Here is a 13019-nt window from a genome sequence, read left to right as displayed (position 1 = left end):
CGCCGCCGTGTCGCGCCGCGCCGCAATCCCTTGCAGATTTGGCCGCGCCGGCGCGTCAGAACTGGTCGAGCGGGATGCGCAGGTAGCGGATGCCGTTGGGCGCACGATCGGGCAGGGCGCCGGCGCGCAGGTTGACCTGCAGCGCGGGCAGGATCAGCGCCGGCACGGCGAGCGTCGCGTCGCGCGCCTCCCGCAGGGCGACGTACTCGGCTTCGCTCACCCCTTCATGCACGTGGATGTTGGCGCGCTTCTGTTCGCCGATGGTGGTTTCCCCGCGCGGCTCGCGGCCGGGGCGGGTGTCGTCGGCCTTGATGCCGTAGTCGTGGCAGACGAACACGCGGGTGTCGTCCGGCAGCTGGAACAGGCGCTGGATCGACCGGTACAGCATGGCCGCATCACCGCCGGGAAAATCGCAGCGTGCCGTGCCGGCGTCGGGCATGAACAGCGAGTCGCCGGTAAACAGCGCATCGCCGATCAGGTAGGCCAGGCTGTCGCGCGTGTGGCCGGGCACGGGGATGGCGATGGCCTTGATCGCACCGACGCCAAACGTGTCGTCGTCGCCGAACAGGCAGTCGAACGAGGCGTGCGGCGTGGCCAGGCGATCCTCGAGGTCGAACACCGGGGCGAAGGTGCGCTGCACTTCGCGGATGCCCTGGCCGATGGCGACCATGGCGTCCGGCAACTGCGCGCTGAGCCATTGCGCCGCCGACAGGTGGTCGGCGTGCGCGTGTGTTTCCAGCAGCCAGCGCACCTGCAGGCCGTGCTCGCGCACGCAGGCGAGCAGCTGGCGCGCGAAGGTGTCCGAGGTGCGGCCGGACTTCGCGTCGAAATCCAGCACCGGGTCGATGATCGCGGCCTGCCATGTCGACGGATCGGCGACGACATAACTCCACGTGCCGGTGTCGGCGTGGTGGAAGGCATGGACCTGCGGCTGCACGGATGCGTTCATGGGGTCTGCGCCAGCGTCTGGTTCAGCAGCTCCGCCAGGCGGTATCCGGCCTCGCGGATGCGGCGTTCGGCCAGCGCGCGGTGCTTGAGCGAATAGTCCGCGCCCGCGAAGGCGTGGACGGGCTTGCCGCGCCGGGTCGGATACAGCCGTTCGGAATCCACCAGCCGGCAGGACTCGGCGGCCCAGTCAGGCGCCGACAGCGGTTCGCGGCGCGGCGGCCACGGCCTGGCATCGAGCTTGGCGGCATAGTCCTCCAGGCTGAGCCCGGCCTCGCCGAGCACGTAGTAATCCCACACCGAATGCAGGTTGGTGCCCATCACCCCGTCGGTGTAGCGGTTGCGCGCATAGGCTTCGGGCTCCATGCGCGTGGCCAGGCTCACCTGGTAGTCGTTGCCGCCCTTGTCCTCCAGGGCACTGGCATGCAGCGGCTGGTGCGCGTCGCCGACGAAATGGACCAGGAACTTCAGCGCGTCGCGGCGGGCCTCGTCCGGCTGGCCGCGGTCGGCCAGGATGGCCTGCTGGGCCTGGATCGCGCCGACCACGCACTGGCCATCGGGACATTGGCGCGCCTGCGCGTACTGGCACCCGCCGTCGTCGAACTTGACGTAATGCCAGCGGCTGGTCGCCTTGAAGCGGGCCGGATCGCGGTCGCGCAGGGTATCGGCCCAGGTCGCCACGCCCGCCAGCGTCGGGTCGGGCTCGCCGGCCAGCAGCCGGTCGACCTCGCGCTGCGCCGCCGGCGTCAGGTGGCGCTGCGCCAGGGCGCCCACCAGCTTGTGCCCCAGCGCGCTCCAGGCCGCGACCGGCGCGGCCAGGGCCAGCAACAGCAGGGCCGGCAGCAGCAGGAGCGCCGCGCGCAGCCGCCTGGAGCTGCGCGGCCGGCCCGCGGAAACGAGGCGATCGGGGAATCGGCGGGGCATAGCGCGCATGCAGGGCTCGGAGTCGGGGCGGGGGCGGAAGCGGGGCTCGCCCCGCCAAAGTGCGGGGGGGCGGGGGAGGGGCTAAAATAGCGGGCTTTCGGGTCGGTTGGCAGTCACGGAGGGCCTCCTGCCGCCCCGGTCCAGTCCCCGTTCAATTTCCATCCCCAGGAGTCCCCGCGAAATGGCGATCAAGGTAGGCATCAATGGCTTCGGCCGCATCGGCCGCAACGTGCTGCGTTCGGCCGTGCAGAACTTCGGCGACGACATCGAGATCGTCGCGATCAACGACCTGCTCGAGCCCGAATACCTGGCCTACATGCTGCGCTACGACTCCGTGCATGGCCGTTTCAAGGCCGACGTGAGCGTCGAGGGCAACACCCTGACCGTCAACGGCAAGAAGATCCGCCTGACCCAGGAACGCGACCCGGCCAACCTGAAGTGGGACGAAGTCGGCGCGGAAGTCGTCATCGAATCCACCGGCCTGTTCCTGGACAAGGCCACCGCGCAGAAGCACCTGGACGCCGGCGCGAAGAAGGTCGTGCTGTCGGCGCCGTCGAAGGACGACACGCCGATGTTCGTCTACGGCGTCAACCACGCCAAGTACAACGGCGAGGCGATCATCTCCAACGCATCGTGCACCACCAACTGCCTGGCGCCGATCGCCAAGGTCGTCAACGACAAGTGGGGCATCAAGCGCGGCCTGATGACCACCGTGCACGCCGCCACGGCGACGCAGAAGACCGTCGACGGCCCGTCCAACAAGGACTGGCGCGGCGGCCGCGGCATCCTGGAGAACATCATCCCGTCGTCGACGGGCGCGGCCAAGGCCGTGGGCGTGGTGATCCCGGAACTCAACAAGAAGCTCACCGGCATGGCCTTCCGCGTGCCGACCTCCGACGTGTCGGTGGTCGACCTCACCGTCGAGCTCGAGAAGCCGGCCACCTACGCCGAGATCTGCGCCGAGATGAAGGCGCAGTCGCAGGGCGCGCTCAAGGGCGTGCTGGGCTACACCGAAGACAAGGTGGTCGCCACCGACTTCGTCGGCGAGACCTGCACCTCGGTGTTCGATGCCGAGGCCGGCATCGCCCTGGACGGCACCTTCGTCAAGCTGGTGAGCTGGTACGACAACGAGTGGGGCTACTCGAACAAGTGCCTGGAAATGGTCAAGGTCGTCGCGGGCAAGTAAGCCGCTGCGATTCGAAGTTTTCGAATCCGGTCTCGAAGTCACGCAAGGGCCCCGCGCGAGCGGGGCCTTTGTCGTTTCAGCGGGGTGGGACCGGCGAAGACGGCCGGAAATCCGGTCGTGGGGATAAGTGCTCGGCCGGTGGGGATAAGTGCTCGGCCGGTGGGGATAAGTGCTCGGCCGGTGGGGATAAGTGCTCGGCGTGCCGAGCAAAAAGGGCGGGGCGCCGAGCAATTCAGGCCGCGCCCCGAGCAATCTGCTCGGCGGCCCGAGCTCCGGGCCCGGCGGTCCGAGCTTCGAGCTCGACGGTCCGAGCTCCGGACTCGGCGGTCCGAGCTTCGAGCTCGGCGGCCCGAGCATTTATTGCGGCGCCCCGAGCTCCGGGTTCGGCAGGCCGAGCAGATTGCTCGGCGCCCCGAGCACTTATCCCCGACGGCGGAGCACTTATCCCCAACCCCCTTTCCCCACTCCGCGGGTTGGGATGGGGGCGCTTTGGCCCCTTCCCCCGCTTGGCGGGGGAAGGTTGGGATGGGGGAAACGATCGCCGCGTAACTTGAGACAAGCGAAAGTCGCCTCCGTTTCAGATGCGCCGCGACCGTCGCCCCCAACCCCACCCCTCCCCCGCGAAGCGGGGGAGGGAGTCAAAGCGCGGCCCCTTCTCCCGCTCCGGGGGAAGGTTGGGATGGGGGCGCTTTGGCCCCTTCCCCCGCTTGGCGGGGGAAGGTTGGGATGGGGGCGCTTTGGCCCCTTCCCCCGCTTGGCGGGGGAAGGTTGGGATGGGGGAAACGATCGCCGCGTAACTTGAGACAAGCGAAAGTCGCCTCCGCTTCAAATGCGCCGCGACCGTCGCCCCCCACCCCAGCCCTCCCCCGCGAAGCGGGGAAGGGAGACAAGGCGCGGCCCCTTCCCCCGCTCCGCGGGCGAAGGTTGGGATGGGGGCGCTTGGGCTCCTTCCCCCGCTTGGCGGGGGAAGGTTGGGATGGGGGAAACGATCGCCGCGTAGTTGAGACAAGCGAAAGTCGCCTCCGCTTCAAATGCGCCGCGACCGTCGCCCCCCACCCCAGCCCTCCCCCGCGAAGCGGGGGAGGGAGACAAAGCGCGGCCCCTTCCCCCGCTCCGCAGGGGAAGGTTGGGATGGGGGCGCTTGGGCCCCTTCCCCCGCTTGGCGGGGGAAGGTTGGGATGGGGGAAACGATCGCCGCGTAGTTGAGACAAGCGAAAGTCGCCTCCGCTTCAGATGCGCCGCGACCGTCGCCCCCAACCCCAGCCCTCCCCCGCGAAGCGGGGGAGGGAGTCGACGCCGCCTGGCTGGGAAAGGTGAGGATGGGGACACTTGGGCCCGGCCGGGGGCGCCGCCTGACTCCGCAAAGTCCGCGACCGTCTGGTGTACCGTTGCCCCCAGCCAAACCGGGGACATGGCGCAATGGAAGGACTGTTCGTATTGCTGGTGCTGGCTGTCCTGGCCGTGCCGGTGCTGGTGGTCGTGGCGCTGGTGAAGATCAGCGGGCTGCGCCACCGCCTGGAGTTGCTGGAAGAGGAAGTAGCCCAGCTGCACGGGGCCCGCGAACCGCAGGCCGTGCCGTCCGAACCGACTCTGGCGGACTTGATGCGCGAGCAGGCGCCGCCCGCGGCCGCCGCGCCGCCGCGCGCCCAGCCTGCCGAATACCAGGCCAGCCAGCCGCCTGCGGCCGCCGCCCCACCCGGGCCCGTCCCCACGCCGCCGCGCCCCGAGCCGGCCATGGCGACGCCGCCGCCTCTGCCCCCGCGCCCGGCCGCCGCCCTGCCTCGCATCCCGTCGCCGCGTCCGCCGCGTTCGTCGCCCGATCCGGTGGTCGTCATCGCGCGCGCCGTGCGCCACTGGTTCACCGAAGGCAACGTGCCGGTGAAGGTCGGCATGCTGGTGCTGTTCGCCGGCGTCGCCGCGCTGCTCAAGTACGCGAGCGACCAGGGCTGGTTCACCCTGCCCATCGAACTGCGCCTGGCCGGCGTGTCGCTGGCCGCGGTGGCCGGCCTGGTGTTCGGCTGGCGCCAGCGCCAGTCGCGCCGGAGTTTCGCCCTCAGCCTGCAGGGCGGCGCGGTCGGTGTCCTGCTGCTGGTGGTGTTCGCGGCCTTCAAGCTCTACCACCTGTTGCCCGCCCCGGCCGCGTTCGGCCTGAGCGTGGCGATCGTCGCCGGCGCCGGTGTGCTGGCGGTGCTGCAGAACGCGCTCGCACTGGCTCTGCTGGCCAGCCTGGCGGGCTTCCTTGCGCCGCTCTGGCTGTCGACCGGCAGCGGCAACCACGTGGCGCTGTTCGGCTACTACGCGATCCTCGATGCCGCGATCCTGGGCATTGCCTGGTTCCGGCCGTGGCGCGCGCTGAACCTGCTGGGCTTTGCCTTCACCTTCGGCATCGGCGCGCTGTGGGGCGCGTGGAGCTACGCGCCCGACAAGTTCGACACCACGCAGCCGTTCCTGGCGCTGTTCTTCGGCTTTTACCTGCTGCTCCCGCTGCTGTACGCGCGTCGACGCGCGGCCGGCCGGCGCGACCTGGTCGACGGCTGCCTGGTGTTCGGCACGCCGCTGGTGGCCTTCGCGCTGGAGGCCGGCCTCATGCACGGCACCTTCGGCGCAGACGGCGCGCGCATGCCGCTGGCCTTCTGCGCGCTGGGACTGGGCGCGCTGTATGCCGGCCTGGCCGCGCTGCTGCGCGGACGCGACCACTACGCGCCGCTGCTCACCGCCTACGCGGTGCTCGCGGTGGGCTTCGCGACCCTGGCCGTGCCACTGGCGCTGTCGGCCCAGGCCACCGCGAGCGTGTTCGCGCTCGAAGGTGCCGCGCTGGCCTGGCTGGGCCTGCGCCAGCGACGTCGCCTGCCGCAGCTGTCGGGCCTGCTGATGCAGGTGCTGGCGGCCGGCAGTTTCGCGCTGGGCGTGGAGCACTCGCACGACCCGCTGCAGGCGGTCGCCAACGCGCGCTTCATGGGCGCGTTGCTGATCTCGCTCGCCGGCCTGGCCAGCGCCTGGAGCTACTGGCGCCGCGACGACGGCACGCGCGCGCCGGCGCTGCCCTATTACCTGTGGGGCCTGGCGTGGTGGCTGGGCAATGGCATCACCGAGATCGTGCGCTTCGTCGACGAACCCATGCAGGTCGATGCCACGCTGATCTTCCTGACGGCCACGGCATGGCTCGCGGCGGAGGCGTCGCGTCGCCTGCGCGCGCCGGCGCTGGCCTGGACCGCGGCGCTGGGCTTCGTCGCCGCGCCCGTGCTGGCCCTGGTCCAGTGGACGGCGCACGACCATCCCTTCCGTGAACTCGGCGGGCTGGCCTGGCTGGCGTTCGCCGCGCTCGGCTGGCGCAGCCTGCGCTGCCTGCGCGAGGACGAAGGCCACGCACCGGCCGTCGCCCACGCGGCCTGGCTGTGGACCTGGCCGCTGGTGCTGGCGATCTATGCGCTGGACCTGACGCAGGCGGCCCGGCTCGGCGATGGCTGGCGCATCGCGGCATTCGGCCTGCCATGGCTGGCCGTCGCGGCGCTGCTGCAGTGGCGACCCACGCTCGCGGGCGCGCCGATGGGCGCGCGTTTCGCGCAATGGCGGGCGCCGCTGCAGGGCTCGATCCTGCTCGCCCTGCTGCTGGGCGCGGCGGCGGCGATGTTCGCCCCGGGCCAGAGCGAACCACTGCCGTGGTTGCCGCTGCTCAATCCGCTGGACCTGGCCCAGGTGGCCGTGCTGGCGCTGCTGCTGCGCTGGCTGGCGTCGCCCGGCGCACCCGAGGACCTGGCACGCCTGCGCATTCCGCTGATCGCCGCCGCCGCGTTCGCGCTGGTCACGGTGATCACGCTGCGCGCCACCCACCACTGGGGCGGCGTGGCGTGGAACGGCGGCATGGCGGGCCAGAGCCTGGTGCAGACCAGCCTGACCATCGTGTGGAGCGTGCTGGGCGTGCTGGGCTGGATCATCGGCTCGCGCCGACGCCAGCGTGGCCTGTGGCTCGCCGGGGCGCTGCTGATGGGCGTGGTGCTGGCCAAACTGGTGCTGGTGGACCGCACGCACCTGGGCAACCTGCTCGGCATCGCGTCGTTCATCGCCTACGGCCTGCTGTGCACCGCCGTGGGCTACTTCGCGCCCGCGCCGCCGCGTGCGGACGCCGACACCGGCACCGACGACGGACGCACGCCACCGGCGCCGCCCGCGCATCCGCTGCAGGAAACCGCATGAGCACGCGCTCGAACCCTGGGGAAGGACGCATGAAGCGCTTCTGGATTCTGTTGACGCTGGTCCCGCTGGCGGTGTCGGCCGCGGTGCGCGACGACTACGCACGCCAGTGGCCGCTCACGCTGGGCCGTGACGACGCCGGCGCGTACCGGATCACCCTGGACGAGGCCGTGTACCGGCAGGCGCGCGACCGCGCGCTGCGCGACGTGGTGGTGGTCAACCACGACGGCCAGGCCGTCGCCGCTGATGTCTTCATCCCGGAAGAACCGCTGGCCAGGCCGCCGGCCCGCATCGATCTGCCGTGGTTCGCGCTGCCCGCCACGCCCGGTGGCGCGGCCGGGCAGGGCTGGGAACTGGTGAGCCAGGCCGACACCGACGGCCGACTGCGGCGCGTGGAAGCACGCATCACCGACACCGCGGTGGCGGCGTTGCCGCGCAGCGCGGTGCTGATCGATGTCAGCCGCGTGCGCGAGGCGATCGTCGCCCTGGAACTGCACTGGCAACCGGTCGACGCGCTCGACCTGGGCTACAGCGTGGAAGCCAGCGACGACCTCGAACACTGGCAGCCATTGGCCACGCGTGGCCGTCTGGTCGACCTGCAACGCGAGGACCGGCGGCTGCTGCACCGGCGCATCGAACTGTACGGACTGCTGCCGCACTACCAGAAGGCGCGCTACCTGCGCCTGACGCCGGACAGCGCCGCGCAGCCGCTCACGATCACCGGTGTGCAGGCCGAACTCGCCGCCGCGCGCGCGCAGCCGGCGCCCAGCTGGCTGGAGCTGCGCGGCGTCGGCGAGGGCCGCGAGTTTTCCTTCGAGTTGCCCGGCCGCTTTCCCGTGCAGTGGGTGGACGTGGCGATGCCCGGCAACCACGCCGTCGAATGGCGGCTGGAGAGCCGCGACGACGCCGACGCGGCCTGGCAGCTGCGCGCCGGTCCGTGGATGGCGTACCAGGTAGGCACGGGCCAGGTAGGCACGGGCGGTCAGTCTCCCGCCCGCGTGCTCGACGCCCGCGTGCGCGATCGCCATTGGCGCCTGCGCGCGAGCGCGCCGGTGCTGGAAACACCGACGCTGCGCCTGGGCTACCGCCCGGAAGTGGTCGTCTTCCTGGCCCAGGGGGCGCCGCCGTTCGCGCTGGCCGCGGGCAGCACGCGCGCCGCGCGCGCGGACTCGCCGATCGCGCGACTGGTGGCGGACCTGCGCAAGCGTCTTGGCAAGGACTGGCAGCCGGCCCCGGCTTACCTGGGAGCCTCCGTGCCGCTCGCGGGCGACGCGGCGGTGACCCCTCAGCGGGACTGGAAGACCTGGCTGCTGTGGAGCGTGCTCGGACTGGGCGCGCTGGTGATCGCGGGCTTCGCGGTGACGCTGCTGCGCGTCGCGCGTCCGCCGGGGCAGGTGGGCGCCGCGCCCGCCCCGCCCGGGTCCGAAACCATGCCAGAACCCGATCCTTCTCCCTGATCCCGATGTGATCTGATCTGATCTGATCTGATCTGATCACATCTGAATTGATCTGATCCGGGCGGGCATGCAGGCGCGCCGCGTGCGGCACGCCTGCACCCCACGCATGCGGGCTAGGCCACGGCCTCGCGCAATCCCTGCGCCGCCTGCACCATTGCCCGCAGCGCATCGCGCACTTCGGGCCACCCGCGGGTCTTCAACCCGCAATCCGGATTGACCCACAGCTGCATGGACGGCACGACGTCCAGCGCCTTGTCCAGCAGCTCGCGCATCTCCTGCGCGCAGGGCACGCGCGGGGAATGGATGTCGTACACGCCCGGGCCAATCCCGTTGGGGTAGCGGTAACGCGCGAAAGCGTCGAGCAGTTCCATCCGCGAGCGCGAGGTCTCGATCGAGATCACGTCGGCGTCCAGCTGCGCCACCGACTCGATGATGTCGTTGAACTGCGCGTAGCACATGTGGGTGTGGATCTGCGTCGCGTCGCCCACGCCATTGGCCGCCAGGCGGAAGCATTCACCGGCCCAGTCCAGGTACGCCGCCCAGTCGCCGCGCCGCAGCGGCAGGCCTTCGCGCAGCGCCGGCTCGTCGATCTGGATGATGCCCACCCCAGCCGCTTCCAGCGCCAGCACCTCCTCGCGCAGCGCCAGCGCGATCTGCCGGCAGGTCTGCGCGCGGGACTGGTCGTCGCGCACGAACGACCACTGCAGGATCGTCACCGGGCCGGTGAGCATCCCCTTCACCGGCTTGCGCGTGCGCGACTGCGCGTAGCGCGCCCACGCCACCGTCATGTCCGCCGGGCGCCAGACGTCGCCGAACAGCACCGGCGGCTTCACGCAGCGCGAGCCGTAGCTCTGCACCCAGCCATGGCCGGTGAAGGCGAAGCCCTCCAGCTGCTCGCCGAAATACTCCACCATGTCGTTGCGCTCGAACTCGCCGTGCACCAGCACGTCCAGGCCCAGGGCTTCCTGTTCGAGCAGGCAGCGATCCGTCTCGGCTTCCAGGAACGCGCGGTAGGCACCATCGTCGATGCGTCCGGCGCGGTGGTCGGCGCGCGCCTGGCGCACGGCCCCGGTCTGCGGGAAGGAACCGATCGTGGTGGTGGGAAACGTCGGCAGCTGCAGCCGCTGCGCCTGCAGTGGCGCGCGCTGCGGATACGGGGAAAGCCGGCGCGACTGGTCGGGCGTCACCGCTTCCACGCGTTCGCGCACCCGCGGATTGCGCAGCATCGGCGACAGCAGCCGCGCCACGCGCGCGCGGCCGGCGATGTCCAGCGCCTCACGGGCCGCTTCGTCGCCGCCCAGCGCGTCGGCCAGTACGCGCAGTTCCTCCAGCTTCTGCCGTGCATACGCCATCCAGCCGCGCAGGCGGTCGGGCAGCTTGCGTTCCAGCTGCAGGTCCACCGGAACGTGCAGCAGCGAGCATGAGGGCGCGATCCATCGGGCCCGCGCTCCCGCGCGCTTGACCAGCTCCACGGCCGCGTCCAGATCCGCGCGCCAGATGTTGCGGCCATCGACGACGCCCAGGCTGAGCGCAACTCGCTCGGGTACCGCCGCGAGCACGGTCTCCAGCTGTCCCGGCGCGCGCACCAGGTCGACGTGCAGGCCCTGCACCGGCAGCGATGCGACCAGCGCGGTGTTGTCGCCCAGCGCGCCGAAATACGTCGCCAGCAGCAGCTGCGGCGCGTCCGCCTGCGCCAGCGCCGCGAACGCGCGGCGATAGGCGGCCTGTTCCTGCGGCGTGAGGTCGAGCACCAGGCAGGGCTCGTCGATCTGCACCCATGGCGCGCCCGCGCGCCGGAGCTGTTCGAGCAGCTGCGCGTAGGCGGGCAGCAGCGCGTCGAGCAGTTCAAGCGGGCATCCGCCGTCGCTGCGCTTGCCCAGCTTGAGGAAGGACACCGGGCCCAGCAGCACGGGCCGGGCTTCCAGTCCCAGCGCGCGCGCATGCGCCAGTTCGGCCAGCGGCTTGCCGGCGCGCAGGGTAAAGGTCTGGTCGGCTGCGAACTCGGGGACCAGGTAGTGGTAGTTGGTGTCGAACCACTTGGTCATTTCCAGCGCGCGCAGGTCGTGGCCGTCGCGCTGGAGGCCGCGCGCGAGGGCGAAATACCCGGCCAGCGGATCGGCCTCGCACAGCGCCCGGTGCGAGGGCGGGATGGCATCGAACAGCACCGCCGTGTCGAGCACGTGGTCGTACAGGGTGAAGTCGTTGCACGGCACGACGTCGGCGCCGGCCTCGCGCGCCAGCTGCCAGTGACGCTGGCGCAGCGCCGAAGCGGTGTCCTGCAGGGCTCCGGCGCTGGTTTCGCCGCTCCAGAACGCCTCCAACGCCTGCTTGAGCTCGCGGCGTGCGCCGATGCGCGGAAAGCCGAGGTGGGTGACGAGCGGGCGCGCGGCGTCCGTCGACGGGAAGTGCGAGTGCGATTGCGACTGCTGCATGGTGATCTCCTGCGTTGCATGGGCAAGACGCAGGGCAACGAAGGCACACCTCGCCCGCCCGGTGGGGCAGGAACCGATGACGGCGACGGTGTTCGACCTTCGCCCCCGCGGGCGAACCGGCCGCCTGCGGACGCGATCGATCGTTCAATCGATCGCGCACCGGCGTGCCGGGAGTCGGACGGAAGCGAGCTTCCGGTCGGGGCAGGTCTTCGGGCTGAGGACACGGCCCGGCGGACACGCCCGGACCTCCTACTGGCCGTCGCTTCCCGGGCTTGCGCCCAGTGCTTGAGACGGCGGTCGTTTCCAACACCGCTGCGGGGCAGCTCCGGAATGGACGCACGGGGCGCCGCACCGGATTCCCTCTGGCGAACCACCGGCTGCCCGGCGGTCGCTTGTCACATCTCTCTATCGCAATGAGGAGATGATCACCTCGACCGGGGGACCGTAAGGGCGGCCCCGGGGCAAGTCAAATGATGAAAAGCGGGCAGGGGACTTCGGCGGAACGCGCTGGAAGGAGATCCCTGCCGGCAGAGCGGACCGCCGTGGGGCCCTGGCGGAATCCCGCTCCCCGTGCCGTCGCGTTTGAATCCCCCGCCCGCCCCACCGACAATGTGCCCCCTTTTTTCGCCCGCCCCCACGGCCCCAGGAGTTCCATGTCCATCGTCCGCATGACCGACCTCGACCTCGCCGGCAAGCGCGTGCTGATCCGCCAGGACCTCAACGTGCCGGTCGCGGCGGGCAAGGTCACCTCCGACCAGCGCCTGACCGCGTCGCTGCCGACCCTGCGGCGCGCGCTGGAGCAGGGCGCGGCGGTCATGGTGATGTCGCACCTGGGCCGCCCGAAGGAAGGCGTGTGGACGCAGGAGGACTCGCTGGCCCCGGTGGCGCAGCGCCTGGGTGAGCTGCTCGGCTTCGAGGTGCCGCTGGTGCGCGACTGGGTGGATGGCGGCTTCGAAGTGAAGCCCGGCCAGCTCGTGCTGCTGGAGAACTGCCGCATGAACCCGGGCGAGGGCAAGGACGACGAGACGCTGTCCAGGAAATACGCCGCCCTGTGCGACGTGTTCGTCATGGACGCCTTCGGCACCGCGCATCGCGCCCAGGCCTCCACGCATGGCGTGATCCGCCACGCCGCGGTAGCCGCCGGTGGTCCGCTGCTGATGGCCGAACTCGATGCGCTGGCCAAGGCCCTGGACAACCCGGCGCGGCCGTTGCTGGCGATCGTCGCCGGGTCCAAGGTGAGCACGAAGCTGGAACTGCTCGCGTCGCTGGTGGGCAAGGTCGACCAGTTGATCGTCGGTGGTGGCATCGCCAACACCTTCATCGCCGCGATGGGCCACAACGTGGGCAAGTCGCTGGTGGAAATGGACCTCCTCGACACCGCCAAGAAGATCATGGCCGACGCCCGCGCCCGCGGCGCAGAGATCCCCGTGCCCACCGACGTGGTGGTCGCCCCGGCCTTCGCCGCCGATGCGCCGGCCACCGTCAAGGCCGTCGACGCGGTCACCGCCGACGACATGATCCTCGACATCGGCCCGCAGACCGCCGCGCGCTATGCGCAGATGATCAAGGACGCCGGCACGGTGGTCTGGAACGGCCCGGTCGGCGTGTTCGAGTTCGATGCCTTCGGCGAAGGCACCAGGGCGCTGGCGCAGGCGATCGCCGCGTCGAAGGCGTTCTCCATCGCCGGCGGCGGCGACACCCTGGCGGCCGTGGACAAGTACGGCATCGAGCAGGACGTGTCCTACATCTCCACCGGCGGCGGCGCGTTCCTGGAATTCCTGGAAGGCAAGGCACTGCCGGCGGTGTCGGCGCTGGAGGCCCGGGACTGAAGTGAAGCATCCGGCCCGGGACTGAGGTGAAGTAACCGGCATGTCCGGGCCGCGC

At 71.1% G+C, this 13019-nt stretch carries 7 protein-coding genes and 1 riboswitch; of the genes, 4 read left to right on the top strand and 3 right to left on the bottom strand.

What is annotated here, in order from left to right:
• Positions 1 to 55 precede the first annotated feature (55 nt).
• Together I8J32_RS01405 and I8J32_RS01400 are read right to left on the bottom strand one after the other, a co-directional pair.
• Complete coding sequence (locus tag I8J32_RS01405; protein ID WP_245156383.1) at positions 56 to 949, bottom strand: MBL fold metallo-hydrolase; 894 nt, start codon at positions 947 to 949, stop codon at positions 56 to 58.
• Positions 946 to 1869, bottom strand: a complete 924-nt coding sequence (locus I8J32_RS01400) for a S1/P1 nuclease (RefSeq protein WP_200614330.1) — start codon at positions 1867 to 1869, stop codon at positions 946 to 948. Before I8J32_RS01400 ends, I8J32_RS01405 begins: the two co-directional genes overlap by 4 nt.
• A 181-nt stretch (positions 1870 to 2050) precedes the next feature.
• Between I8J32_RS01400 and gap the strand changes: the two genes are divergently transcribed.
• The 3 genes from gap (at position 2051) to I8J32_RS01385 (ending at position 8703) form a co-directional block, all read left to right on the top strand.
• Positions 2051 to 3055, top strand: a complete 1005-nt coding sequence (gene gap / locus I8J32_RS01395) for a type I glyceraldehyde-3-phosphate dehydrogenase (protein WP_200614329.1) — start codon at positions 2051 to 2053, stop codon at positions 3053 to 3055.
• A gap of 1419 nt (positions 3056 to 4474) precedes the next feature.
• Positions 4475 to 7249: a DUF2339 domain-containing protein gene (locus I8J32_RS01390; RefSeq protein ID WP_200614327.1), complete on the top strand. Its 2775-nt coding sequence runs from the start codon at positions 4475 to 4477 to the stop codon at positions 7247 to 7249.
• Positions 7246 to 8703 carry a DUF3999 domain-containing protein gene (locus tag I8J32_RS01385; protein ID WP_245156382.1) on the top strand — a complete coding sequence of 486 codons (1458 nt, stop codon included), beginning with the start codon at positions 7246 to 7248 and terminating at the stop codon, positions 8701 to 8703. Before I8J32_RS01390 ends, I8J32_RS01385 begins: the two co-directional genes overlap by 4 nt.
• Positions 8704 to 8816: 113 nt before the next feature.
• Here I8J32_RS01385 and metE read toward each other — a convergent pair whose 3' ends face one another.
• Complete coding sequence (gene metE, locus I8J32_RS01380) at positions 8817 to 11135, bottom strand: 5-methyltetrahydropteroyltriglutamate--homocysteine S-methyltransferase (protein ID WP_200614325.1); 2319 nt, start codon at positions 11133 to 11135, stop codon at positions 8817 to 8819.
• 203 nt (positions 11136 to 11338) lie between these two features.
• Positions 11339 to 11497: riboswitch (cobalamin riboswitch) on the bottom strand.
• 291 nt (positions 11498 to 11788) lie between these two features.
• Between metE and I8J32_RS01375 the strand changes: the two genes are divergently transcribed.
• Positions 11789 to 12964, top strand: coding sequence for a phosphoglycerate kinase (locus I8J32_RS01375; RefSeq protein WP_200614323.1), 1176 nt, complete (start codon positions 11789 to 11791; stop codon positions 12962 to 12964).
• The last annotated feature ends 55 nt before the right edge of the window (positions 12965 to 13019 follow it).

Source organism: Lysobacter solisilvae (genome assembly GCF_016613535.2).
Classification (GTDB): Bacteria; Pseudomonadota; Gammaproteobacteria; order Xanthomonadales; family Xanthomonadaceae; genus Agrilutibacter; species Agrilutibacter solisilvae.
This window is presented reverse-complemented; position numbering and strand designations above follow the sequence as displayed.

Bases quoted from the DNA above. Each gene is read 5' to 3' on its own strand.
- I8J32_RS01405 (WP_245156383.1), bottom strand. From the start codon at position 949: ATGAACGCATCCGTGCAGCCGCAGGTCCATGCCTTCCACCACGCCGAC.
- I8J32_RS01400 (WP_200614330.1), bottom strand. From the start codon at position 1,869: ATGCCCCGCCGATTCCCCGATCGCCTCGTTTCCGCGGGCCGGCCGCGC.
- gap (WP_200614329.1), top strand. From the start codon at position 2,051: ATGGCGATCAAGGTAGGCATCAATGGCTTCGGCCGCATCGGCCGCAAC.
- I8J32_RS01390 (WP_200614327.1), top strand. From the start codon at position 4,475: ATGGAAGGACTGTTCGTATTGCTGGTGCTGGCTGTCCTGGCCGTGCCG.
- I8J32_RS01385 (WP_245156382.1), top strand. From the start codon at position 7,246: ATGAGCACGCGCTCGAACCCTGGGGAAGGACGCATGAAGCGCTTCTGG.
- metE (WP_200614325.1), bottom strand. From the start codon at position 11,135: ATGCAGCAGTCGCAATCGCACTCGCACTTCCCGTCGACGGACGCCGCG.
- I8J32_RS01375 (WP_200614323.1), top strand. From the start codon at position 11,789: ATGTCCATCGTCCGCATGACCGACCTCGACCTCGCCGGCAAGCGCGTG.